At 34.9% G+C, this 23,998-nt stretch carries 25 protein-coding genes; 23 read left to right on the top strand and 2 right to left on the bottom strand.

The annotated features are described in order from the left end of the window. Positions 1-53: 53 nt before the first annotated feature. Both C1631_RS03630 and C1631_RS03625 read right to left on the bottom strand, forming a co-directional pair. Entirely contained in the window at positions 54-1,310 is a 1,257-nt protein-coding gene (locus C1631_RS03630; RefSeq protein WP_109710520.1) for a radical SAM protein, read from the bottom strand. Between the two features lie 64 nt (positions 1,311-1,374). Further along, complete coding sequence (locus C1631_RS03625; RefSeq protein WP_103248887.1) at positions 1,375-1,590, bottom strand: hypothetical protein; 216 nt, start codon at positions 1,588-1,590, stop codon at positions 1,375-1,377. Between the two features lie 614 nt (positions 1,591-2,204). Between C1631_RS03625 and C1631_RS03620 the strand changes: the two genes are divergently transcribed. The 23 genes from C1631_RS03620 (at position 2,205) to C1631_RS03510 (ending at position 23,992) form a co-directional block, all read left to right on the top strand. Further along, on the top strand, positions 2,205-2,576 hold the full coding sequence (locus C1631_RS03620; RefSeq protein WP_109710518.1) for a hypothetical protein: 372 nt from the start codon (positions 2,205-2,207) through the stop codon (positions 2,574-2,576). A gap of 59 nt (positions 2,577-2,635) precedes the next feature. After that, entirely contained in the window at positions 2,636-3,733 is a 1,098-nt protein-coding gene (gene atpB, locus C1631_RS03615) for a F0F1 ATP synthase subunit A (protein WP_109710516.1), read from the top strand. A 47-nt stretch (positions 3,734-3,780) separates the two neighbouring features. Next, on the top strand, positions 3,781-3,975 hold the full coding sequence (gene atpE / locus C1631_RS03610) for an ATP synthase F0 subunit C (protein WP_002979108.1): 195 nt from the start codon (positions 3,781-3,783) through the stop codon (positions 3,973-3,975). Between the two features lie 82 nt (positions 3,976-4,057). Beyond that, positions 4,058-4,555 (top strand): F0F1 ATP synthase subunit B, encoded by a 498-nt coding sequence (locus tag C1631_RS03605; protein ID WP_109710514.1) that lies wholly within the window; start codon positions 4,058-4,060, stop codon positions 4,553-4,555. Between the two features lie 2 nt (positions 4,556-4,557). Then, a complete protein-coding gene (atpH, locus tag C1631_RS03600; protein WP_103249299.1) occupies positions 4,558-5,097 on the top strand; it encodes an ATP synthase F1 subunit delta in 540 nt (179 codons plus the stop codon). A gap of 16 nt (positions 5,098-5,113) precedes the next feature. Next, positions 5,114-6,691, top strand: a complete 1,578-nt coding sequence (atpA, locus tag C1631_RS03595; protein WP_109710512.1) for a F0F1 ATP synthase subunit alpha — start codon at positions 5,114-5,116, stop codon at positions 6,689-6,691. Positions 6,692-6,768: 77 nt separating this feature from the next. Further along, entirely contained in the window at positions 6,769-7,632 is an 864-nt protein-coding gene (gene atpG / locus C1631_RS03590) for an ATP synthase F1 subunit gamma (RefSeq protein WP_109710510.1), read from the top strand. Between the two features lie 275 nt (positions 7,633-7,907). After that, positions 7,908-9,266 carry a hemolysin family protein gene (locus tag C1631_RS03585; protein ID WP_103249862.1) on the top strand — a complete coding sequence of 453 codons (1,359 nt, stop codon included), beginning with the start codon at positions 7,908-7,910 and terminating at the stop codon, positions 9,264-9,266. An 11-nt stretch (positions 9,267-9,277) separates the two neighbouring features. Further along, positions 9,278-9,583: an ATP-dependent Clp protease adaptor ClpS gene (locus C1631_RS03580; protein ID WP_103249863.1), complete on the top strand. Its 306-nt coding sequence runs from the start codon at positions 9,278-9,280 to the stop codon at positions 9,581-9,583. A gap of 209 nt (positions 9,584-9,792) precedes the next feature. Beyond that, positions 9,793-10,407: a uridine kinase gene (gene udk, locus C1631_RS03575; protein WP_109710508.1), complete on the top strand. Its 615-nt coding sequence runs from the start codon at positions 9,793-9,795 to the stop codon at positions 10,405-10,407. A 4-nt stretch (positions 10,408-10,411) separates the two neighbouring features. Beyond that, complete coding sequence (locus C1631_RS03570) at positions 10,412-10,768, top strand: FtsB family cell division protein (RefSeq protein WP_027372511.1); 357 nt, start codon at positions 10,412-10,414, stop codon at positions 10,766-10,768. Between the two features lie 102 nt (positions 10,769-10,870). Continuing rightward, a complete protein-coding gene (locus C1631_RS03565) occupies positions 10,871-12,031 on the top strand; it encodes a methylmalonyl-CoA mutase family protein (protein ID WP_109710506.1) in 1,161 nt (386 codons plus the stop codon). 158 nt (positions 12,032-12,189) lie between these two features. Further along, positions 12,190-12,630, top strand: coding sequence for a DinB family protein (locus tag C1631_RS03560; protein ID WP_103250107.1), 441 nt, complete (start codon positions 12,190-12,192; stop codon positions 12,628-12,630). A gap of 137 nt (positions 12,631-12,767) precedes the next feature. Beyond that, a complete protein-coding gene (locus C1631_RS03555) occupies positions 12,768-13,916 on the top strand; it encodes a class I SAM-dependent methyltransferase (protein WP_109710505.1) in 1,149 nt (382 codons plus the stop codon). Positions 13,917-14,051: 135 nt separating this feature from the next. Further along, a complete protein-coding gene (locus tag C1631_RS03550) occupies positions 14,052-14,333 on the top strand; it encodes a hypothetical protein (RefSeq protein WP_103250263.1) in 282 nt (93 codons plus the stop codon). Between the two features lie 166 nt (positions 14,334-14,499). Further along, on the top strand, positions 14,500-15,879 hold the full coding sequence (locus tag C1631_RS03545) for a dipeptidase (protein WP_109710503.1): 1,380 nt from the start codon (positions 14,500-14,502) through the stop codon (positions 15,877-15,879). A 232-nt stretch (positions 15,880-16,111) separates the two neighbouring features. Continuing rightward, positions 16,112-17,029: a T9SS type A sorting domain-containing protein gene (locus C1631_RS03540; RefSeq protein WP_103249751.1), complete on the top strand. Its 918-nt coding sequence runs from the start codon at positions 16,112-16,114 to the stop codon at positions 17,027-17,029. A gap of 116 nt (positions 17,030-17,145) precedes the next feature. Next, positions 17,146-17,913: a hypothetical protein gene (locus C1631_RS03535; RefSeq protein WP_109710501.1), complete on the top strand. Its 768-nt coding sequence runs from the start codon at positions 17,146-17,148 to the stop codon at positions 17,911-17,913. 25 nt (positions 17,914-17,938) lie between these two features. Beyond that, a complete protein-coding gene (locus tag C1631_RS03530) occupies positions 17,939-19,672 on the top strand; it encodes a T9SS type A sorting domain-containing protein (RefSeq protein ID WP_109710500.1) in 1,734 nt (577 codons plus the stop codon). Positions 19,673-19,789: 117 nt separating this feature from the next. Further along, positions 19,790-20,542, top strand: coding sequence for a hypothetical protein (locus C1631_RS03525; RefSeq protein WP_103249374.1), 753 nt, complete (start codon positions 19,790-19,792; stop codon positions 20,540-20,542). A gap of 8 nt (positions 20,543-20,550) precedes the next feature. Next, positions 20,551-22,263, top strand: coding sequence for a T9SS type A sorting domain-containing protein (locus C1631_RS03520; RefSeq protein WP_109710499.1), 1,713 nt, complete (start codon positions 20,551-20,553; stop codon positions 22,261-22,263). A 76-nt stretch (positions 22,264-22,339) separates the two neighbouring features. Continuing rightward, positions 22,340-23,047: an SDR family oxidoreductase gene (locus C1631_RS03515; RefSeq protein WP_103248677.1), complete on the top strand. Its 708-nt coding sequence runs from the start codon at positions 22,340-22,342 to the stop codon at positions 23,045-23,047. A 198-nt stretch (positions 23,048-23,245) separates the two neighbouring features. Then, positions 23,246-23,992: an electron transfer flavoprotein subunit beta/FixA family protein gene (locus tag C1631_RS03510; RefSeq protein ID WP_109710498.1), complete on the top strand. Its 747-nt coding sequence runs from the start codon at positions 23,246-23,248 to the stop codon at positions 23,990-23,992. Positions 23,993-23,998: the final 6 nt, after the last annotated feature.

The following is a 23,998-nucleotide window of genomic DNA, read 5'->3' as shown; positions in this document are numbered from 1 at the left end:
AAGGAATTAATTTTAAAATTCTCATTTATGCAAGGTATATATGTTTATAAATGCTAAGCTTTTGCATAAAAATGACTTAATAGTTCGTCTGTATGAACTGTATCATCTTCAATAATATTTTGATTTCTGATTTTTTGAATTTTTTCAGGGCTTAATCTTTCTATTTTGGCTTCTTCTACTAATTGTTGTGGCAATCTGTCAATAATTCTGTTTTGAATATGGGAGATCAGCTTTTCCAGATCTGAACAATAAATAGACGGATTATCAAATCCGTTTTGGGAAGAGTATCTGTTGGCCAAATCGCCACCACCACAGGTTTCATTTATAGGACATGATCTGCATTTTTTGCATAAATGTTTGTGGCTATAATGGTAAAGCTTTGCCAAAGGAGTGTCTAAGGCTTGATTAATTGAAAATGAACTTACATTAGCACCTGTTTTGGTGAAGCCATCTCCGCATGATTTCAAACCATCTACAGCTTCCATAGAGCCGTCGGTTTCAATAACAAGGACTTCATTGTTTTTGTTTCCGAGATAATCTGCCATAAGATCATTCCCTAATATGGAAGTGGTAATATCTCCAAATAACCGGAGAGAGGGTCTTGTTTCTTCCTTTTCGTTATACCATGTATCGAAAATTTTGATCAGCCAGTCTGCATAATATGTATTTTCAGTACTTCCGGCTTTTCCTAAAGGAGGATTGTCGTATGTGCCATAAGGAAATAAATAATCACCACCCTTTAAATCCAGGCTTTTAATATGCTCATAGGACTCAATAGGATCGGAGTCGATATTCATTACCGATAATAATCCCGTACGTTCTTTATAAGATTTATTATTAAGTAGAACATTGATGCCTTTTACCACGTCGTCATAAGATCCCTTTCCATTGTGATAAAATCTATTTTTGTCGTTTACTTCTTTGGGACCATCAAGGCTTACTCCTATATCTACTCTTAATTTTTCCAGAGAATTAACGATGTCTTCATTGAGTAAGATCCCGTTGGTTTGAAGATTGTACCTGAAGTTTACTTTTCCTTCAGCCATTCTCTTGCCTGTATTTACAAAGTCTTCTATGTATTTTTGCCCGGCTAATAATGGTTCTCCGCCATGTAGAATAATACTGAAGTTTTTAATAGTGTGTTCTTCACAATGTTCGATAATTCTACTGTAAATATTCTCAATTGTTTCTTTGCTCATTAGTTTAGGCTGATTTTTATAAGTTTTATCACCTAAATTATACATATAGCAGTATGAGCAATTCAAATTGCACCTGCTCGCAATTTTTAATACAACAATTTTTACTTCCATTTCTATTTTTTCTAATTTAAATGGGTCTGTTTTTTAACAGACCCAAAATTGATGCTTTTAGTTTCTACCACTCAATACCATTTCTCCATCCGTTTGACCATGCATTAGGCCATCCCAGGTTCGACCAGTTATTAGACCACTCTTCATAAGGATCCTCACGAGGGCCTCCTCCTCCTTTAATTGTTTTACTCATTTCATGTTTCAGGAATTTGTCTTTTAATGAATCAGAGTGCTTTTCCATTTTTTTTAGATCTGATTTCAAATCGAATTTAAATTTCATAATGTTAATTTTTTAAATAAAGGATTCCGTTTTTTTATATCAAGGAATTTTTTTTGATAGCTATTTAATTCTGTCCAAATAGCAGACACTATATATTGCCTAGGTCTATAGTAAAGTATGTAGGTAGATTATAAAAAGAATATGTTGAGTCTTTCACCGAATCAATCTGAAACCTTAAGTGGTGTTCTTGTTTAAGCAAACTTACAGAGCTTCTTTCTACAATGAAAATGAAGGCTTCCTATATTTATAAATTAAGACTATAGATTTATAAATATTGATGCATTAAATGTTTTAATTATGGATTTAATATGCTGTTTTACAGTTGTTTAATTTGCAATTGAAAAATATTTATTTTTAGAGTTATTTTTACGGATACATCTGTTTTAAATGGGAAAAAGATGTGTTTGTATGGTTTTTTTAAGAATCTAAAAAAGGCAATGGATCTTTTATTTTTTTAAGATCTATTTATGTGGAAAGAGATTGTGTATATAATATTATATATATAGAAAAAATGATAATTATCAAATCGTACGAGAATACGATAGAAAAAGTCTATTTTTGCGATCAATTAAAATAGATCATGAGGTATATCATGAGTTAAAAATAAACGTTGAATGAAATCTAATCCAAATATTCTGGTTGTCATCTTATTTTTCCTGACCTTTCTTATTCATTTTTCCCTTTGGAAATTTGTTTTTCATCTGGATGAAATAATTATAATCAAATTTTATCTTTTCTTAAGCGTGATGTTTATGATGATGATTACTTTAATCATTTTGATCAATAGGGTAGCACCGGAGTTTTTAGGATTATCTGTCATTGGTTTAATCCTTTTAAAATTCGGTTTAATGTACTTAATCAGGAAAAAATTGAACTTCGAAGTAATCCCTGGCTACAAATTTCATTTTATCATCCCTTATTTTGTCCTGACAACGCTGCTTACGTACTATGCGATCAGGTTGATTAATCATGATAAAAAACAGTAAAATTATTTATTGAAACTAGAAAAAATATCATATTTTTGCACAACGAAAAAAACCTATCAATGTTTAAGAAATTCGCAGTTTTATTCTACAGTATTTTTGTATTAAACGTAGTGTCTGCACAGCACAATGAAGATAGTGCTGCAGCAGCTCCTGCTCAAGAGCTTTCAGAGAAAGACAAAGTAAGTAAAGAAAACAAAGAGTTCATTGATCATCACTTATTGGATGCTCATGATTTCACATTGATGGTTGATAAAGAAGGTCATCACATCGGATTCCCTTTGCCTGTTATTTTTTATGATAATGGTTTCCATTCTTTCATGAGTAATAAGGAAGGTTTTATGCATGGTGAGCCAACTGAAGTAGATGGGGCTTTCTATGTATTGCATCATGAAAAAATCTATAAGACTGATGCTGCTGGAACCATAACTCTTGATGATCATGGTCACCCAACTAACGAAAAACCATTAGATCTTTCCATTACAAAGAGTGTGTTGATTATTCTGTTAGTATCAATCTTCATGTTGGTGTTGTTTGGCGGAATGGCTAAGTCTTATAAGAAGTCTGTAGTTCCTACCGGAGCAGCAAGATTCCTGGAACCATTAATTATCTTTGTAAGAGATGAAGTAGCAATCCCGAATATTGGTCATAAGTATAAGAGATTTATGGGATACTTATTAACAGTGTTCTTCTTTATCTTATTCCTGAACGTTTTAGGATTAATGCCTTTCGGAATCAATGTTACAGGTAATATTACAATGACATTCTTCCTGGCTATCCTTACTTACCTGATTACTACATTCTCTGCTAATAAAGATTATTGGAAACACATCTTCTGGATGCCGGGAGTACCTGTGCCAATGAAGTTGATTATGCTTCCTATCGAATTGTTGGGAACAATCACTAAGCCATTTGCATTGATGATCCGACTTTTTGCAAACATGACTGCAGGTCACATCGTAGTAATGAGTTTGATCGGATTGATCTATGTATTTAAGAATTTTGCAGCAGGTGTTGCATTCCCGTTCTTGACATTGGTAATCTATTTATTGGAAGTATTAGTAGCATTCCTTCAGGCGTATATCTTCACGATGTTGTCAGCTTTGTTTATCGGAATGGCAGTGCAGGAGCACGAGCACGAACACCACGCTGCTCACTAATTGAAAGTTAAAATTAAAGTAAAACAAATTTTTTAAAATTATATATTATGGAAATCCCTAAAATTGTAGGTGCTGGTATCGTAGTACTAGGTGTAGGTATCGGTCTTGGTAAAATCGGAGCTGCTGCTCTTGAAGCTATCGCTAGACAACCTGAACAATCTGGAAAAATCCAAACAGCTATGCTTATCGCTGCTGCACTTGTAGAAGGTGTTGCGTTTGCTGCTCTATTCGCAGTAAACTAATTAAAATCAAATCATTATCTGCAACGGTTGGTTGCAGGTAATGATTATTTAAAAAAGTAATAATTATTTATACATTTATATAATGGAATTAATTCATCAGTTTTCATCAGGATTATTTATTATCCAGTCTGTTATTTTTCTAGCGTTATTATTTCTGTTAGGTAAATTCGCTTGGAAACCTATCTTAAACTCTATCAACGACAGAGAAACTTCTATTGTTGACGCTCTTAATCAAGCTAAATTAGCAAGAAAAGAGATGGAAACTCTAAAGGAAGATAACGAAAGAATCATTCGTGAAGCTAAAATCGAAAGAGATGCTATCCTTAAAGAAGCTAGAGAAATTAAAGATAGAATCGTAGGAGAAGCTAAAGATGCTGCTAAATCTGAAGGAGACAAATTGATTGAAGCTGCTAAGCAGAGCATCCAGGCTGAGAAAAATGCTGCAATGGCAGACATCAAAACTCAAATCGGTACTTTATCTGTGAACATTGCTGAGTCTATCTTGAAACAAAAACTAGATAACAGCGAAGCTCAAAACGAATTAGTTCAAAATTATTTAAACAAATCTAACCTTAACTAAGAATGCTTACATCTAAAGTAGCTAAAAGATACGCACAAGGTTTGCTTGATTTCACAAACGAATCAGGTCAGACAGCTACTGTATTTTCTGAAATGAAAGATGTGGTAAAGGTAATGTCTGAATCTGTAGATTTAAACAAGTTTTTCCTTACACCTTATATCGATTCTAAAAAGAAAATAGAAGTAGCAAACGAAATTTTCAAAAGTTTCTCTGTTTCATCTCAGAACCTGATCAAACTAGTGATCAAGCACGGACGTGAAAGCCAATTGAAAAATATTGCTCAGGAATTTATCAATAAAGTTGAAGACCTTAGTGGTGTACAGAGAGTTACGCTTACAACAGCAACTCCACTTTCAAAAGAGAACCTTGATCAGATTTTAAGATCTACCAATCTTGTAAATGCTGATTCAAACTTTGATCTTACAGTTAATGTAAAACCTGAAATTCTTGGAGGTTATGTTCTGAGAGTAGGTGACCAGCAGGTAGATGCATCTGTGAAGACTAAACTTAACCAAGTTAAAAAAGATTTTCAATTAAATTAAGAAAAACAACCATACAATGGCAGAAATAAATCCGGCAGAAGTATCTGCGATCTTAAAACAGCAATTGGCCAACTTCGATACTCAATCAAATGTTGAGGAAGTAGGTACAGTTTTAACCATCGGTGATGGTATTGCTCGTGTATACGGGTTAGAAAACGTACAATACGGAGAGTTGGTGAAATTTTCTAGTGATGTAGAAGGTATTGTACTTAACCTTGAAGAAGACAACGTTGGTGTTGCTTTATTAGGTGAAAGTAAATTAGTAAAAGAAGGGGATACAGTAAGAAGAACCAACAGAATCTCTTCTATCAAAGTAGGAGAAGGAATGTTAGGAAGAGTAGTAGATACTCTAGGTAACCCTATTGATGGTAAAGGTCCTATCACAGGGGAATTATACGAAATGCCATTAGAAAGAAAAGCTCCCGGAGTTATCTTCAGACAACCGGTAACTGAGCCTTTACAGTCTGGTATCGTAGCAATTGACGCGATGATTCCAGTAGGAAGAGGACAGAGAGAGCTTATCATTGGTGACAGACAAACAGGTAAAACTACTGTTGCGATCGATACGATCATCAACCAAAAAGAATTCTTTGATGCTGGTCAGCCAGTATATTGTATATATGTTGCTATCGGTCAGAAAGCTTCTACTGTAGCACAAATCGTTAAAACGCTTTCTGATAAAGGAGCTTTAGCTTATACTGTAATCGTTGCTGCTAACGCATCAGATCCAGTTCCAATGCAGGTATATTCTGCAATGGCAGGTGCTTCTATCGGGGAGTTTTTCAGAGACACTGGTAGACCTGCTTTGATTGTTTATGATGATTTATCTAAACAAGCAGTTGCTTACCGTGAACTTTCTCTACTATTGAGAAGACCACCGGGTCGTGAAGCTTATCCTGGAGACGTTTTCTATCTTCACTCAAGACTATTGGAAAGAGCTGCAAAAGTTATCGCTGATGACAATATCGCCAGCCAGATGAATGATTTACCTGAGTCTTTAAGACCAATCGTAAAAGGAGGAGGTTCATTAACAGCACTTCCAATTATCGAAACTCAGGCGGGTGACGTTTCTGCATATATCCCTACAAACGTAATTTCTATTACAGACGGACAGATTTTCTTGGAGTCTGATCTATTCAACTCAGGAGTTCGCCCTGCGATCAACGTGGGTATCTCTGTATCGAGAGTAGGTGGTAATGCTCAGATCAAATCAATGAAAAAAGTTTCTGGTACCCTAAAATTAGACCAGGCTCAGTATAAAGAACTAGAAGCGTTTGCTAAATTTGGTTCTGACCTTGATGCTTCTACTTTAGCAGTTATCTCTAAAGGAGAAAGAAACGTAGAGATCCTTAAGCAGCCGGTAAACGCTCCACTTCCTGTAGACAGTCAGGTGGCAATCGTATATGCCGGAACAGAAAACTTAATGAGAAACGTTCCTATCAGAAAAATTAAAGAATTCCAACATGAATATATCGAATTCCTAAGATCTAAGCACCCTGATACGATGGCTGCAATTAAGGCTGGAAAAATCGATAATGATATTACGAGCGTTCTTAAGCAGGCAGCTAACGATTTAGCTTCTAAATACAACTAAAAAAATCCAATGTTTAAGGTTTAAAATATAATGTTTTAAGCCTTAAACTTTAGACCTTAAACTTTGAACCCACATTAATGGCAAACTTAAAAGAAATACGAGGCAGAATTACGTCAATTTCATCTACGATGCAGATTACCCGTGCTATGAAAATGGTTTCCGCTGCGAAACTTAAAAAAGCTCAGGATGCAATCGTAATGCTAAGACCATATTCTGAAAAATTACAGGAGCTTATCCAGAATGTAAATTCTAGCTCTGATCCTGATCAGATTTCTGTATATGCTCAGAAAAGAGAGGTTAAAAGAATACTTTTCATCGCTGTTACTTCAAACAGAGGTCTTGCGGGAGCTTTTAACTCTTCAATCGTAAAAGAGCTTAACCTTCAGTTTCAGAACAATTCTCAGTATGAGATCGAAGTTCTTCCTGTTGGAAAGAAAGTATATGATGCAGTAAGAAGAAGCCGTACGGTATATGCTAACGGAAGCTCTGTATATGATAACATGAACTTTGATACTGTTGCTCACATCGTTGAAGGAGTAATGACAAGTTTCACTGAAGGAAAATTTGACGAAGTATATGTTATTTACAATAAATTCGTAAATGCAGCGACTCAGGAAGTAACGACAGAACAGGTGCTTCCGATCTCAATGCCTGAAAATACAGAATCACAGGTTGAAACAGATTATATCTTTGAGCCTAACAGAGCTGAGATTCTTGATAATTTGATTCCAAAGTCTATCAAAACTCAGATCTTCAAAGCAATTTTAGATTCAATTGCGTCTGAGCACGGAGCAAGAATGACGGCAATGCACAAAGCGACCGACAATGCAGAAGCTTTGAGAAATGATCTTAAAATCTTCTACAACAAGGCAAGACAGGCTGCAATTACCAATGAAATCTTGGAAATTGTTTCCGGAGCAGAAGCTTTGAAAAATTCGTAAGAATTATTTTAACATACTATCAAAAGCATCGATATTATCGGTGCTTTTTTTATGAAAATAAATGTAAAAATTCATTTTTACAGTCCTAAAATCTCCTGTAATCTGAATCATGAATACAGGAGTTCAAATTATTTTTTTATAAGAAAATAGCACGGTTATATGGGCTTGATTTTTTCTTTCTAAATTGGCTTCATTGAAATAAGTTATTAGAAGCAGATTCAGATTATTTTTATTTTGCATATCTTTGCAGTTAATAAAATTTATACAACCTCTAAATGGACTCGGACATAGTCAGGCTTTTGCTGGCCTTATTTCTTGTTTTACTAAATGGCTTCTTCGTAGCCGCAGAATTTTCAATTGTTAAAGTTCGTTATTCACAGATCCAGATAAAAGCCGCAGAAGGTAACTCTATGGCTAAGCAGGCAGAACATATCATCAAGCACCTTGATGAATATCTTTCTGCTACACAATTAGGTATTACATTGGCATCGCTTGCTCTTGGATGGGTGGGAGAAAGCGCTCTGCATCATATTTTTGAAAATATTTTTACGTCTTTGAATATTGACTTAACCCAGACAACAATTACTACAATTTCGGTAGCAACCAGTTTTGTATTGATTACTGTTATGCATATTGTATTTGGTGAGCTTATTCCTAAATCAATAGCCATCAGGAAATCGGAAGCAACGACAATGGCAACAGCGGTTCCCCTGAGGATTTTTTATACCGTTTTTAAGCCTTTTATCTGGTTGATGAATCTCATGTCAAACGGCTTTTTAAGATTAATAAAAATACATCCGGCTTCTGAGCAGGAAATTCACTCTACAGAAGAGCTACAGCTTTTGGTAAAGCAAAGTGCTGATAGTGGCGAGATTGAAGAGGAAAACTATGAGATTATCAAAAATGCATTTGATTTTACAGATCACTCTGCAAAACAAATCATGGTTCCAAGACAGAATATTACTTCTATCGACTTCGAAGAGGATGTAAATGATATCATCAATAAAATTATGGACAGCGGGTACTCCCGTATCCCTGTGTATCTTGACTCCATTGATAATGTGATCGGAATTTTTTATACCAAAGAAATTATAAGAGAATTTGTCAAAAGAAAAGGAGATCTTGATCATGATGATCTTAAAGATTTAATGCGTGATGCTTTTTTTGTGGTGGAAAGTAAGAAAGTTTCGGACTTATTAAAAACCTTCCAGCTTAAGAAGCAACACATCGCCATCGTTATTGACGAATTTGGTGGAACTGAAGGGATTATTACCCTGGAAGATATTCTTGAAGAACTGGTAGGAGAAATTCAGGATGAAGAAGATGAAGAAGAAAAGATCGTTGACAAAATAGCGGATAATACATATTGGGTACAGGCTACTCAACCTTTAGATGAAATCAATGAATTCTTACCAAAAAAACTTCCTCTCTCAGAAGAAAGCGAATATAATTCATTAGCAGGATTCATTCTTTATGAGCTGGAAGAAATTCCGGAAGAAAACCAGGAATTTGATCTTAACAACTACCACTTTAAAATTCTGAAGATGAATAATAAGAGCGTGGAACTTGTGGAGCTCGTGTATCAGGAACCCAATGCTATAGACAATTTAGCAGATAAAATTGGTGAAGTTTAAAAACAATAAGGATGAATTTTTATAATACCATAAAAGATTACGAAAATCCAAAACGACAGTACGAAGAAGAAGTTCTTGTCCTGGATGATACCGATGATGTGTATAAACTGGTGCTGCATAATGACGATATTCATACATTTGATTATGTAATAGACAGCCTTATTGAAATATGCAAGCATACATTGGAACAGGCAGAGCAGTGTACAATCCTGGTCCATTATAAGGGTAAATGTACTGTGAAAACCGGCTCAATAGATCTTCTTAAGCCTATGCATGAAAAATTAATTTCAAGGGAACTAACCAGCGAAATCGTATAAAATAAAAACCGACAAATTATCTTGTCGGTTTTTTTTATTAATTTAGGAGGTGAAACAGGACTAATGAGTAGAGCTGATAAAGGATAAGCGATTTCCCGAAAACGTTTTGATTTTTTAATCCTTTAATCATGTAATTTCTCAATATTCTTGCATTGTCATATTTTAGGTAAAATAGTATATTTGTACCAACTATAAAGAAACAAAAAATAATGCTTGTAATAGGAATTGCCGGTGGTACAGGATCCGGCAAAACTACAGTTGTTGACAAGATACTTCAGCAGCTTGATATTGAGGGAATGAACATCCTTTCTCAGGATAATTATTATCATGACAATCAGAATCTGACTTTAACAGAAAGAGAGGCTTTAAATTATGACCATCCTAAGTCTATTGATTTTGAATTACTGATAAAACATGTGAAAGCTTTAAAAAATAACGAGTCTATAGAACAACCGATTTACAGCTTTGTAACGCATTCCAGAACAGGAGATCATGTCACTGTAGAACCTAAAAATGTATTGGTAGTAGAAGGAATTCTGGTTTTGACCAATAAAGAATTACTGAAAGAATTTGACCTGAAGGTTTTTGTTCATGCCGATTCTGACGAAAGACTGATAAGGAGAATCAGAAGAGATACCCAGGAAAGAGGAAGAGATCTGAGCGAGGTATTACACCGTTATCAGACCACTTTGAAGCCGATGCACCAGGAATTCATCGAGCCATCTAAAAATGATGCCGATCTTATTATCCCAAATATGAAACAGAATTCCGTAGCAATTGATTTTTTGACTACCGTTATTAAAAACTCGTTGAAAAAACATTAAAAAAATGGAAGAAAACAAACTTATCAAAGACATTCAGCCGAAATCTGAGACATTCAAACTTATCCAGAAATATGTGTTGAATAAGTATACCATTACGATCTGTCTGTTTTTGGTATGGATGATTTTCTTTGACAAAACCTCATTTCTTGTAATTAATGAACTGAATGGTGAGATTCATAAGTATGAAGAGCAGCTGCAGTATTATAAAAAAGAATACGAAAAGAATGATGCTTTCTACAAAAAGCTGATGAACAATAAGTCAGAAAAAGAAAAATACGCGAGAGAGAATTATTTTATGAAAAAGCCGAATGAGGAGATCTTCATTTTGGTGGTGGACAGTACAAAAGTTGCCAAAAAATAATAACATTGAATAATAGGTGGATGGTGAATTTTATGTATCAGTGATAAGTATTTACATGAGAAACAAAATTCACCATTGGCCCTTCACCAATAAATAAAACTAATGTCAGATAATATACTTCCAAACTGGGAAAATCTAGTAAAGAAACAACTTAAAACAGAGGATATTTATCCTATTCTGGAAAAAGAAAACCTTGAAGGAATAGAAGTAAAACCTTTTTATACAGAAGTTCAGAAACCTTTGGTCAATTTGCCGAGAGTTGAAGAAAGCACCCATCTGGTAGCCAGCTATCATGAAAGTCTGGAAGAAGAAGTATTTGCGTTTGTTTTGGACCGGAATGTTGAAAATCTTGAGGATAAGACCATTTTTGTCAATAACAAAGATTTAGCAGGGCATATCAGCCCTGAAGAAGAAGACCAGTACTATTCATTGATTGATGTATTTGATGAACAAAAGGGAAGTATTGATGATCAGCTGGCAAAAGAACTTCTGGCAAAAGAGTTTAAAAGAAGTATTTGTGTAGATATTTCTTTGCATCAGAATGCAGGTGCCGCTATTTATCAGCAGTTGGGTATTGCTCTTGCAAAAACAAAGGAACTGGTGGAGCTGTACGGGGCAGATATTTTGAATCAATTGATTTTCAGAATCGCTGTAGGAGGAAATTATTTCTTCGAAATGGCAAAAATCAGAGCTTTTAAAATAGTTTTCAATCAGCTTTCCAAAGAATATGGATTGGATGAAGTTCCTTACATCTTTGCAGAGACTTCTTTAAGAAATAAAGCGGTTTCAGATAATGAAAATAACCTGATCCGTTCCACTCTTGAGCTTGCTGCAGCCATGATTGGTGGTGCTGATGCAGTATTCTCCAATAATTATCTTGTAGGCAAAAGTACTGATAATTCGCAAGAAATTTCTTTTAAACAACAGATTGTACTGGCTTACGAAAGCATTATTAATGTGTTTGAAGATGCATCTAACGGAAGTTATTACGTTGAAGATATTACCAGACAGATGGCAGAAAAATCATGGTCTTTGTTTGTAGAAATAGAAGAAGCAGGTGGATACCTTGAACTTTTAAAGCAAGGTGTTATCCAGAAAAAGATCTATGATCATGCTATTCAGGAACAGCAATGGATCGAAGAGGGGAAAATAAAGCTGATCGGAGTGAATTTATACCCTAAACTAGACGTTAAGAAGTCTATTAGCGAGCTATACAACGCAAAAGAAATAAAAGCCGTACGTTGGGCAGAAATGTTTGAATAAGACATTCATTTTACCTTGAAAAAAAGTTTATTAATTTTCTTTTCATTGTTCTTCGGCCTATATTTTTCACAAACGGAAAATGAAAATCCGAAAAATATAGATTCTGCATCCCCCAATGTAATGACACTGCATAAAGAAAAAACTTATAAGTTTTGGTAATGAAAGAAAAACTGATAGATTTATTTGAATACACCAATCATTTCAATGTTGAAATGATTACCATTATTTCTGAAAACAGAAAACTTGTTGATGATAAAACAATCAGCCTGATTAACCATACTCTTAATGCACAACAGATCTGGAATGCCCGGATTCTGGGTGAAATAACTTTTGAAGTCTGGCAGATCAATCCTTTTGAATCTCTCGGGGAAATTAACCATGGAAATTTTCTTAAAAGCATTGATATTATAAAGAATTTTGATTTGGATAAGAAAGTAGAATATCAAAATTCAAGAGGAACAAAATTTGAAAATAGTATTTTTGAAATGCTTTTTCATGCAGTCAATCACTCTACTTATCACAGAGGACAAATCAATTCTTTGCTTAAACAGAACGGAATCACTCCAGTATTGACTGATTATATTTTTTATAAGAGATAATTCTAATATAATAATGCTGTAACTTCGCTTCTATAATACGAACTGTTTTTATTCTAACATTTGATTTATATCGATGTCATTCTTAGCAAAGTTGAAGCACTTACAACATATTTTCATTTACAACCTGGAAAAAATCTGTGGGAAAAAAATTACTAAATAAAGACATTCAAGCTTATATCAATGCAAATCTGAAAACTGATCTGCACTCATTACTATTAAAAAAAACTCCCTTTTCTGAGGTTTCCATGCAGGAAATCGTACAGCAAATCAAAGGAAAGCAGGTAGCAGAAAAGAAATTCTCTTTTTTACTGAAAGATGGAATTATTTTCCCCCCACAACTTAATCTGGAACAGGCATCTTCTGAAAAAACGGCGCTTTACAAATCCGAAATTTTACGAGGGGAAAAATTTATAGATCTGACAAGTGGTTTTGGCATTGACGCTTATCATTTGTCTCAAAATTTTAAAGAGGTTACTTTAGTAGAACAGAATACAGAGCTTTTAAAAATTGTAGAACACAACTGGAATCTTTTAGGAAGGGAGGCAAGGTTTATCAACAGGAAGCTGGAGGATTTTTTAGAAGAAAATCAGGATTTATTTGATGTTATTTACCTGGATCCTGCAAGAAGAGATCAGAATAAGAATAAGGTTTTTCTTTTGGAAGACCTCTCTCCCAATATTCTTGAGATTCAGGAAAAATTATTGTCAATTTCCAGTCAGGTTGTCGTTAAACTGTCTCCATTGATCGATCTGAAGTATCTTGTTTCAGTCTTACCCAATATTTTCAGGATAGATATTATTGCTTTAAAAAATGATGTCAAGGAAATCGTCATCTTTTTGTCAAAGGAGGTTCAAAATGATGTTATTTGCCATTGTGTGAACCTGGAAAGTGGTGAATCTGTCTTTACTTACGAGTTTGGAAAAGAAGAAAATGCCCAATCGGAATATGCAGAACCTGAAAAGTTTATTTATATTCCTAATAATTCCATTTTAAAGGCTGGTGTATTTAATCTTATATCAGAAAAATTTGGATTGAAAAAACTACACCCTAATAGTCATTTTTACACTTATTCAGAAAAGAAAGATGATTTTCCGGGCCGAGTTTTTGAAATGAAAACGATTGATTCTAAGGAGATTAAAAAGAAAGAGCAGTTTAATATTATTGCCAAAAACTACCCTCTGAAGCCTGAGGAAATCAAAAAGAAGTATGGCGTGAAAGACGGAGGAAAGGACTACCTTATTTTTACACAATCCAAAAAAGGAAAAATTATATTAAAATCAGTCTAAAAATGTTGCCGAAAAAAGCAGGATTTCTTACTTTTGGGCAATTAAAAATTTAAGCATGAAATCGCTTGCTGTTTAAATGAATTGAATAGAAAATTATGCGATTTCATATGACCTTTAAAAAAATAAATTTTACATATGAAAAAATTAGTTATATGTTTAGCCATTGCAACTGTAGCTGTAAGCTGTAAAAAAGTGCCTGAAGGAGGAAATAAAGCAGTTATAAAACTGGAAGAAGGGGTAGAAAGATATTCAGATGACCCTCAGGGAGGTGAAGGCGCTCACGGAAAAAGCCATGAGACTGCTGCAGATCACAAAGAAGAGGCTGCTGCTGCAAAACCAGAAGCTGAAACTTCTAAAAAAGACAGTACTGCTGCAAAGCCTGCTGAAGCGGAAAAAGCTCCAAAAGCTGAACACTAATTAGTAGTATACAATATACCATGCCCTGTTTGCTACAGGGCATTTTTTATTAAAAAATCATAGATCAACTGACGGCAATAAAATAAATGATTTATCTGAAAAATCCTCTGTTTTTGCTTGTTCCTGCGATGCATTTTTTTTAATTTTAACCAAACAAATATTTACAATGCAAGAGACATTAAATTACATCAACGAAAACAAACAACGTTTCGTAGATGAATTATTTGAGTTATTGAGAATTCCTTCTATTTCTGCAGATCCTGCCTATAAGAACGATGTATTGAAGTGTGCAGATGTATGTGCAGACCATCTAAGAAATGCAGGTGCAGATAATGTTGAAATATGTGAGACAAAAGGATATCCTATTGTCTTCGGAGAAAAAATCTTTGATAAAAGCCTTCCTACAGTATTGGTGTATGGGCATTATGACGTTCAGCCGGCAGATCCGCTGGAATTATGGACAAAACCTCCTTTTGAGCCCTATATTGAGAAAACTGAGCTTCATCCTGAAGGGGCAATCTTTGCCAGAGGAGCTGCTGATGATAAAGGGCAGTTCTTTATGCATTTAAAGGCTTTTGAAGCCATGATGAGAACCAATACGCTTCCTTGTAATGTTAAATTTATCCTTGAAGGAGAAGAAGAAGTAGGATCGGTGAGCCTTGGTGATTTCGTTAACGAAAATAAAGAAAAATTATCTTGTGATTGTATTCTGATTTCCGATACTCACATCTATAGCAATGAGCAACCTACGGTTACGACAGGTTTAAGAGGATTGAGCTATGTGGAAGTGGAGGTAGAAGGCCCAAACAGAGACCTGCATTCTGGTCTTTACGGGGGAGCAGTACCCAATCCTATCCATGTGCTTTCAAGAATGATTGCCAATCTGATTGACGAAAACGGTCATATTACAATTGATGGTTTCTATGATAATGTTGAAGTTGTATCCGATGCAGACAGAACAGAAATGAATAAACTTAAGGATAACCCTGAAGAATTCAAAAAATCAATCGGACTAAGCAATATTGAAGGCGAGAAAGGGTATACAACCCTTGAAAGAGCTTCAATTCGTCCTACACTAGATTGTAATGGTATTTGGGGTGGATATACAGGGGAAGGAGCTAAAACAGTGATTCCTTCAAAAGCTTTTGCTAAAATTTCAATGCGTCTGGTGCCGTATCAGACACCGGAAGAAATTACGGAGAAATTCACAAAATACTTTGAGAAAATTGCACCGGATACGGTAAAAGTTAAAGTAACACCACATCACGGGGGAATGCCATACGTACTGCAAAGTGATACCAAAGAATTCCTTGCTGCTAAAAAAGCGATGGAAACAGCATTTGGTAAAGAAGTATTGCCATACAGAAGTGGAGGAAGTATTCCAATTACTTCGATGTTTGAAAAGGTTTTGGGAGCTAAGTCAGTATTAATGGGCTTTGGTCTGGATTCTGATGCAATTCACTCACCTAATGAGCATTATGGATTATTTAATTTCTATAAAGGGATAGAAAGCATCCCTCTTTTCTTTGAGAATTATTCAAAGTAATAATATAATAAGTACAGCAAAGAAATAAGACATTCTACTATCAGAGTGTCTTATTTTTTTTCATTATTGTGATTAATAATTTGAAATGATCATTTTTAATCATATAAAGGAATTAAATTATTCACTATAAAAAATTAAATTTATTAAAAATAACTGTTTCATTTTTATTTATTAATAAATTATTTCACTATTCAAGGAAAGTTTATAATTTTAATGCAAAACTTGAAATACCATGAAAATAATTTACTCAATTGCGTTTTCTTTGCTGTGTACATTTTCTATGGCACAACAATCTACCTCTTTCGAAGATAGTGAAGGGTTTGTTGAAGGTGATATTAACGGACAGGGGTTTTGGATCAGTACCCCAACAGGAGATGTGCCACCTAATGTCACTCACCAGATGATTAGCCTTGATAATGCCAGTGATGGTAGTCATTCTCTTAGGATTGTCAAAGAACCTATCTTTGGAACTCAGACAGAACCGATTATAGGAGGTTTTTATAATCTGCCTACGCCCCTTGCTTTTGGTAATTTTTCAGTTTCCTTCGATATCAATATGTCTCAGCATAATGGATCTGTGTTTGGCTTTCAGGCAATGGATAGTCTTGAAGAACAGTATGTTGTTCGGGTCGATTTTGATAAAACAGGTGTAGTTACTATTTTAAATTCAGTTTCAGGTGCCCCGTCTCTTGTTTCTACCCCAGGGGTCTGGTCTCCGGACATCTGGTACAGATTTAAGGTAATAAGCACATCGGGAGAGGTGAAATATTATCTTAATGATGTATTGATTTTTACAGGGGTGGCAGTACAACCTTTAAATATCGGTCAGTTACGTTTTGTACATAACAATGCTATAGGGACGGCATATGTTGACAATATTAAGGTCAATAATGATCTGAATATGAGGGTTAAAGATTTTAAAACAAACCAAAAGCTTGTTCAGCTTTATCCTAATCCGGCATCAGATGTTATAAAGATTAAATCCCCCTATAAAATCAAATATGCAGAAGTTTTTGATCTCACGGGAAAAAGGGTTGAAGTAAAGTTAAGTGGAGATCATATAGATCTAAAAAATCTAATCGTGGGAGAATATATACTTAAAGTAGAAACAGAGAAAAACAGCATTACAGAGAAATTTATCAAAAATTAAACAGAATTGCCTTTTCATTATTAAAGCACTTAATAAGAAGTGATTTTTTTGATTTTAACTATTGTGTGTTAAAAATATTCTATATATTTTTATAATTCAAGAAAAAAATTAATAACATGAAAAAAACGACTGTAATTTTATTCGCAATTCTGTGCGCTAATTCCTTATTTTCCCAACAATGGACTGGAAACAATACTACAACAGATCCTATTTCCAGATCCGGAACTGTGAGTATTGGTTCACTTAATTCCTTTGATAAGGTTACCATATCTAAAGGAAATTTACGAATGACAGATGGGAAAATTAATTTTGGGTACCATTTACCCAATAGAGGAAGTACGATAGATTCCTATTTTACGATACAGCATTACGAGATTGGTAGTTTGTATGGAGGAAGTGGGCTTTATATATATCCTTCTCATGGTGTAGTTAATGCGGATGGTACAGCACCAAATGAAAGTAAAACACTTTATCTGTCTCCTGATTCCCGAATCGGAATGGGTACTAATTCCGTTAACTGCATTAACTGTGACGGATACAGGCTTTTTGTAAAAGATGGTATCAAAACCGAAAAAGTAAAAGTCGAAATTGCTGCCAACAACGGCTGGGCAGATTATGTGTTTGCTAAAGATTACAAATTAATGCCCTTGAAGGAACTACAGTCCTATATTGATACTAAAGGTCACTTACCGGAAGTTCCTACGACTGAGGAAGCGATTAATAACGGAATAGAGCTTAAAGAAATGAATATTCTTTTGTTGAAAAAAATAGAAGAACTTACCCTGTATACTTTACAGCAACAAAAACATATGGATGAGCAGCAACAATATATGGAGAAACAAAATAAGCGTATTGAAATATTGGAAAAAAAAGCGAATAAATAATCTTTAAACTATTTAAATATTATTTATGAAAAAGCTTTTTTTATCAATATCGGTATGTATATCCCTTTTAGGGTATGCGCAGGGAGAGAATAATAACTGGTATTTTGGATCTCAGGTAGCACTTAATTTTGCCGGCAACACTCCACAAGTTCTTTCAAATAGCCAGATGATTTCCATGTCATCTTCAGCAACAATAAGTGATAGCAATGGAAATTTATTATTTTACACTAATGGTGCAGAGGTGTACAACAGAGATCATCAGGTGATGATGAATGGTGATATCGACCAGCAAGGAGTGCAGATTGCTATTTCAAAACATCCTACGAATCCGAACCTGTACTATATTATCAGCACTCCAACGCTTGGAGGATATACAGCCCGCTATTCCGTAGTTGATATGACTTTGGGAGGAATCGGATCAAATGGCCAGCATTTAGGTGCTGTTGTTCAGAACTTGAAAAAAGTTCCCATTTTAGATGATCTGGGCAATGATTTTACGAATGCAAGAGGGGTGACAATCGTACCACACGCAGATGGTAACTCTTTCTGGGTTTTGATTACCACAGGAACAAAACTATATTCTTATCGCTTGAGTAGTGCAGGGTTGAATACAACACCGATTGTAAGTAATTTAAATACCTCCGGAATTTTCACTTATTACGACGGGATTTCTCTAAAAGCTTCACCGGAAGTAAATTCGTGCAATTATTCACATCTTTTAAGCATTACCAATTCAAATGGATCAACAGGAGAGAATGAAGGACTGGTGTGTTCTTTTGACAACCTTTCCGGAGCAACTACGACAGATTATAATTTGTCAATTGCGAGTATGGGAACTTTACATGCCGAATTCAATCAGTATGCAAATGTATTGTATATCAGCAGATATGCCCCTGGTGTTAATACCAATACCATGTTGTATTCTGTAGATTTACTGAATTCGAATAATACGAATGTTGTTTATAATGTATTAAATACCGGACAGCCGGATATGTATGGTATGGGGATCCCAATTACAATACAAAGAAATACTAAAGGCGACATTTATTTTTATTTACCCTATTATAATAATGATAAAAGTTTAGGAAAAATAGTAAATCCGGATGTGTATGGCCAGAGCTATGCTAATCTTGACGGGCTTCTTCTTTCAAATTTATCACAACCTGCCATTTATGTAGGATCTGTAAATAATCTTCCGCAGCTGGTTCCCAACCTTTCAAGAAGAGCCGGAGCGTGCTTAAACTCTCTTACTTTAACTTCACCGGATAATCATAGTGTGCCTTATACATATCATGTAAGCAATAATATTACAGCTCAACAGGACTATAAAGTGAACTCGACACAAAATATTACCATGAAAGCGGGAAATAGTATTGATCTGCTTCCCAATACCAATATTGAGTATGGAGCTAATTATTTGGCACAAATTGAAGATTGCAGTTGTAAGGGAGGAGGGGTTGAAGCTAAAAAGCAAGATGTAAAAGATAAAATGCGTCTGGATTTAAGAACGATGCCAACCGATAAAAAGGCGGAAACCGGTAAAAGCGTAAAAGTATTCCCTAATCCAGCCTCAGATATTTTAAATATTGTATCACCTTCAGAAATTAAAAATGTGTTTGTTACTGATATTTCTGGTAAAATGATCAACGTAAGATTGGATGGTCATAAGATTGATGTAAAAGGTCTTCCTACTGGAAACTATATCTTGAATGTCGAAACAAAAGAAGGTAAATCAGCACAAAGATTTATCAAAAAATAAAATCAGATTATTTATTATTCAATAGAACGCTCCGAATGGAGCGTTTTTTTTATTCTATCTTGTTGTTAATTAAAAATATTCTATATATATTTATAATTCAAGAAAAAAATTAATAACATGAAAAAAACGACTGCAATTTTATTCGCACTTCTGTGCGCTAATTCCTTATTTTCTCAACAATGGGGTGGTAACAATACAACGACTGATCCTGCTTTTAGAGATGGGAATGTAAGTGTAGGGCTGGCAAACTCCTATGATAAATTTACTCTATCCGGAAACCTTCGTATGGTGGATGGACAAATTAAATTCAAGTATTTTATGCCTAATAGGGGAAGCTTTCTGGATTCTTATTTTACCATTGAACATCTTGCCCCTTCCAGATCAGTAGGTATTGACGGACTTTATATACACCCTTCTCATGATTTCCTTTCTACAAGCAGCACTGTTCCGGATGAAAGCAAAGCACTGTTTGTTTCCGGTACATCCAAAGTAGGTATGGGAACGAATGCAGTAAACTGCATTACATGTGATGGCTACCGCCTTTTTGTAAAAGATGGTATTAAAACAGAAAAAGTAAAAGTTGAAATAGCAGCAAATAACAATTGGGCAGATTATGTATTTGCTAAAGATTACAAATTGATGCCTTTACAAGATCTAAAGTCTTTTATTAATGATAATGGACACTTACCAGAAGTACCAACGACCGAAGAAGCAATTAAAAATGGAATTGAGCTAAAAGAAATGAATATTCTTTTGTTGAAAAAAGTAGAAGAGCTAACGCTGTACACATTGCAGCAACAGGAAAAAATGGAAGAACAGTCAAAAAGAATTGAAAAGTTAGAAAATAATGCAAAACTCAATCTAAAATAGCGGTATGTATGAGAAAAATATTTTTAACAACCTTATTGAGTTTTCCTTTGTTCTTATTTTCACAAGGGGAAAATAACCATTGGTATTTTGGAGATAAGGCTGCTGTCAATTTTGCTAACCCTGCAAGCCCTGTTGTTTTGACTAATAGTGGGATGAATGCACAATCGAAGCCTGTGGGAAGTGTGAGTGATAGCAACGGGAAATTATTATTTTATACGGATGGACAATCAGTGTGGAACAGAGAACATCAGTTGATGGGTGGAACAATTTTAAATGGTGGTAGTCCTTATGGAATTCAACTGGCTATATTAAAACACCCCGGTAATCCTGATCTGTATTATATTTTTAATCCGGTTCCCTATATGTATTCTAATGGGGCAATTACTCCGGGAATCTCAAATTATTCAATTATTGACATTTCTGCGGGGGCTATAGGGACAGATGGTATGCCTTTAGGAGATTTTCTTCCCAATAATATTTCTATCCCTTTTACAGGAATAGATGAAAGATCATTCTCAGCTTTAAATGTCGGGGTGGTACAACATGCTGATAAAAAATCATTTTGGGTAATGATACCTTGTAAGGATAAAATGTACAGTTATTTAGTAAATACTCAGGGAATTGTTAATTATCCGGTAGTCAGCGATATGCCGTTTCCTTATATCTATTATGATTATAACGGAGGAGCATCAAGTTACATGAAGGTCTCACCCATCCTGAAAAATTCCAATTTTTCAAATTTAGTATATGTTTGTTATTGGGGAGGGGGTGTTCCTGACTGGACAAAGGGAAAAGTGATGTCTTTTGACAATGCTACAGGAAAAATCACACCTCAATATCTTCTGGAGCTTGAAAATGATCTTTTGCACTCCTCATCTGCAGAGTTTAGTAAAGACGGTTCTATTATGTATCTGGCGGGGAATGCATGGACTAATGTCTATGGGATTGATATGACAGCCCTTTCCAATCCTGTTCCTCACTATCTGCTTCCTTTGAATACAAGTAATCCATCACTGGAAGCAACGGATATCCAGCGAAATAAATATGGAGATATTTATCTTTCCTATCGTTACAACCCTAATTATCTATCCAAAATTCAAAATCCGGATATTTATAATGCAGCAAGCTTGGATATCAATAATCTGTATCTTGAAGGAAGGACTACAAAGGAGGTTTTGCCACAGCTAAATCAATTGTATGATAAGGATTCAAACCAATGTTTGCAGGATATTACACTCAACTCCCAGGAACTTAACAACCAGTATACTTACCAGGCCAGTAACACGATTAAAACAGAAATCGCGTACTCTATAGATCCCGGAAAGGACATTACCATGAAGGCAGGAAAGAGTATTATGTTACTTCCGAATACTATTATTAAAGGGAGATATTTTGCAACTATTGAAGATTGTCCGTCAACACTCAGATCTCTTGAAAGAAAGTCGAACAACCAAAATATAAGACTTAACCTGGATTTACGTACTAAGAAACAGGTTGCTACAGGTAAGATATCCGTTTATCCAAATCCTGTTTCAGATATTTTACATATCGGAACTTCTTCAGAGATCAAAAATATCTCTCTGGTAGATATGTCAGGAAAAATGATAAATGTAAAAACTGATGGTAATAAAATAAATGTACAAAACTTAAGTGCAGGAAGTTATATCATTACTGTTGAAACCAAAGAAGGAAAGACAAGTAGTAAATTCATCAAAAAATAACCTGATAAATCTTAGCATCAGTAAAACGCTCCAATTGGAGCGTTTTTGCTATTTTAGAGAACTTAAATCTATAACGATGAGAGAACATAAAGTAGCTTATATAACAGGAGGGACCAAAGGAATAGGCTTTGGAATTGCCAAAGTATTGCTTGAAAATGGTATTTCAGTAGCATTTTCAGGACGGAAAAGAGACGATGTCATGAAGGCCGAAGAAGAGCTTAAATCATATTCAGAAAATGTGCTGGGAATTGTTTCAGATGTACGAAGTCTTGAAAGTGAGCAAGAAGCCACAAAAGATATCCTTGAAAAATTCGGCAGGCTGGATTACGTGATTGCCAATGCCGGTTTAGGTATTTTTAAGCCCGTGGACGAGTTGACCGCCGAGGAATGGAATGATATGATAGAAACCAATCTAACCGGAGCTTTTTATACCTTAAAAGCATCTGTGGAAGAGCTTAAAAAGACTGAAGGCTATTACATTACCATTTCAAGTCTGGCGGGAGCTAATTTCTTTGAGAACGGAACAGGGTATAACGCTTCAAAATTCGGTGTTGTAGGATTTACGCAAGCAGCTATGATCGATTTGAGAAAATATAATATTAAATCAACAGTGATAATGCCGGGTTCGGTAGCCACTTATTTTAACGGAAATATTCCTTCAGAAAAAGACAGCTGGAAGATTCAACCGCAAGATATGGGAAATCTTATACTGGATATTTTAAAGATGAATCCAAGGGTTCTGCCAAGTAAAATAGAGTTTAGAGCAACACAACCTGCTAAGTAAGTACATTTAATGTATTGAATAATAAATTAATAAGTATTATGCATGCATAATATATTTTTTATTTATATTAGCAAAAATTAATTCAAACAAAATCTCTGCATAAACTGTCATGATTTTATGCCGGAAAGAGAAAAATAAAATAGTACACATGAAACCGTAAGGTTACATATGACCAAATAAAAAAATTAAGAACAACATATGAAAATATTAGTTTGCATTAGTAGTGTTCCGGATACTACTTCCAAAATTAACTTTACAGCAGATAAATCTGCTTTCGACAAAAACGGAATTCAGTGGGTGATCAATCCACTAGATGAATTTGCGTTGACAAAAGCGATTAAACTTCAGGAATCTCAGGGAGCTACCGTAACCGTAATTAATGTAGGGGACGCTGCCACAGAACCTGTAGTCAGAAAAGCTTTAGCTATTGGTGCCAATGATGCAGTAAGAGTAAACCTTGATCCTAAAGACAGCTATTCTACAGCAAAAGAAATTGCAGCTGTAGCTCAAAACGGAGGATATGATCTTATCCTTTGCGGAAAAGAATCAATTGATTATAACGGGGGTTCTGTTCCCGGAATGGTAGCTCAGTTATTAAATCAACCTTTCGTTAATGCATCTGTAGGATTAGAGGTAAACGGAGGTGAAGCTACAGCAGTGAGAGAGATTGAAGGTGGAAAAGAAACTATTTCTGTAAAATTACCGGCAATTTTTGCAGGTCAGAAAGGATTAGTAGATGAGAAAGATCTGATTATTCCAAATATGAGAGGGATTATGTCTGCAAGAACAAAACCTTTGCAGGTGGTAGAGCCCACTTCTTCCGAAGTGAAAGTGCAGGGGGTATCTTATGACAGTGTTCCGGCAAGAGCTGCTGTGAAAATGGTTTCTCCAGACAACTTAGATGAATTGGTAAGACTACTTCACGAAGAAGCTAAAGTGATCTAATCATTT

Source organism: Chryseobacterium phosphatilyticum, from assembly GCF_002899825.2.
GTDB classification, from domain to species: domain Bacteria; phylum Bacteroidota; class Bacteroidia; order Flavobacteriales; family Weeksellaceae; genus Chryseobacterium; species Chryseobacterium phosphatilyticum.
The sequence above is the reverse complement of the archived record's forward strand: the minus strand, read 5'-3'. Positions and strand labels throughout refer to the sequence as shown.

What these genes read in the sequence shown, in the direction of transcription:
- C1631_RS03630 (WP_109710520.1), bottom strand. Translation starts at nt 1,310, where the DNA reads ATGGAAGTAAAAATTGTTGTATTAAAAATTGCGAGCAGGTGCAATTTG.
- C1631_RS03625 (WP_103248887.1), bottom strand. Translation starts at nt 1,590, where the DNA reads ATGAAATTTAAATTCGATTTGAAATCAGATCTAAAAAAAATGGAAAAG.
- C1631_RS03620 (WP_109710518.1), top strand. Translation starts at nt 2,205, where the DNA reads ATGAAATCTAATCCAAATATTCTGGTTGTCATCTTATTTTTCCTGACC.
- atpB (WP_109710516.1), top strand. Translation starts at nt 2,636, where the DNA reads ATGTTTAAGAAATTCGCAGTTTTATTCTACAGTATTTTTGTATTAAAC.
- atpE (WP_002979108.1), top strand. Translation starts at nt 3,781, where the DNA reads ATGGAAATCCCTAAAATTGTAGGTGCTGGTATCGTAGTACTAGGTGTA.
- C1631_RS03605 (WP_109710514.1), top strand. Translation starts at nt 4,058, where the DNA reads ATGGAATTAATTCATCAGTTTTCATCAGGATTATTTATTATCCAGTCT.
- atpH (WP_103249299.1), top strand. Translation starts at nt 4,558, where the DNA reads ATGCTTACATCTAAAGTAGCTAAAAGATACGCACAAGGTTTGCTTGAT.
- atpA (WP_109710512.1), top strand. Translation starts at nt 5,114, where the DNA reads ATGGCAGAAATAAATCCGGCAGAAGTATCTGCGATCTTAAAACAGCAA.
- atpG (WP_109710510.1), top strand. Translation starts at nt 6,769, where the DNA reads ATGGCAAACTTAAAAGAAATACGAGGCAGAATTACGTCAATTTCATCT.
- C1631_RS03585 (WP_103249862.1), top strand. Translation starts at nt 7,908, where the DNA reads ATGGACTCGGACATAGTCAGGCTTTTGCTGGCCTTATTTCTTGTTTTA.
- C1631_RS03580 (WP_103249863.1), top strand. Translation starts at nt 9,278, where the DNA reads ATGAATTTTTATAATACCATAAAAGATTACGAAAATCCAAAACGACAG.
- udk (WP_109710508.1), top strand. Translation starts at nt 9,793, where the DNA reads ATGCTTGTAATAGGAATTGCCGGTGGTACAGGATCCGGCAAAACTACA.
- C1631_RS03570 (WP_027372511.1), top strand. Translation starts at nt 10,412, where the DNA reads ATGGAAGAAAACAAACTTATCAAAGACATTCAGCCGAAATCTGAGACA.
- C1631_RS03565 (WP_109710506.1), top strand. Translation starts at nt 10,871, where the DNA reads ATGTCAGATAATATACTTCCAAACTGGGAAAATCTAGTAAAGAAACAA.
- C1631_RS03560 (WP_103250107.1), top strand. Translation starts at nt 12,190, where the DNA reads ATGAAAGAAAAACTGATAGATTTATTTGAATACACCAATCATTTCAAT.
- C1631_RS03550 (WP_103250263.1), top strand. Translation starts at nt 14,052, where the DNA reads ATGAAAAAATTAGTTATATGTTTAGCCATTGCAACTGTAGCTGTAAGC.
- C1631_RS03545 (WP_109710503.1), top strand. Translation starts at nt 14,500, where the DNA reads ATGCAAGAGACATTAAATTACATCAACGAAAACAAACAACGTTTCGTA.
- C1631_RS03540 (WP_103249751.1), top strand. Translation starts at nt 16,112, where the DNA reads ATGAAAATAATTTACTCAATTGCGTTTTCTTTGCTGTGTACATTTTCT.
- C1631_RS03535 (WP_109710501.1), top strand. Translation starts at nt 17,146, where the DNA reads ATGAAAAAAACGACTGTAATTTTATTCGCAATTCTGTGCGCTAATTCC.
- C1631_RS03530 (WP_109710500.1), top strand. Translation starts at nt 17,939, where the DNA reads ATGAAAAAGCTTTTTTTATCAATATCGGTATGTATATCCCTTTTAGGG.
- C1631_RS03525 (WP_103249374.1), top strand. Translation starts at nt 19,790, where the DNA reads ATGAAAAAAACGACTGCAATTTTATTCGCACTTCTGTGCGCTAATTCC.
- C1631_RS03520 (WP_109710499.1), top strand. Translation starts at nt 20,551, where the DNA reads ATGAGAAAAATATTTTTAACAACCTTATTGAGTTTTCCTTTGTTCTTA.
- C1631_RS03515 (WP_103248677.1), top strand. Translation starts at nt 22,340, where the DNA reads ATGAGAGAACATAAAGTAGCTTATATAACAGGAGGGACCAAAGGAATA.
- C1631_RS03510 (WP_109710498.1), top strand. Translation starts at nt 23,246, where the DNA reads ATGAAAATATTAGTTTGCATTAGTAGTGTTCCGGATACTACTTCCAAA.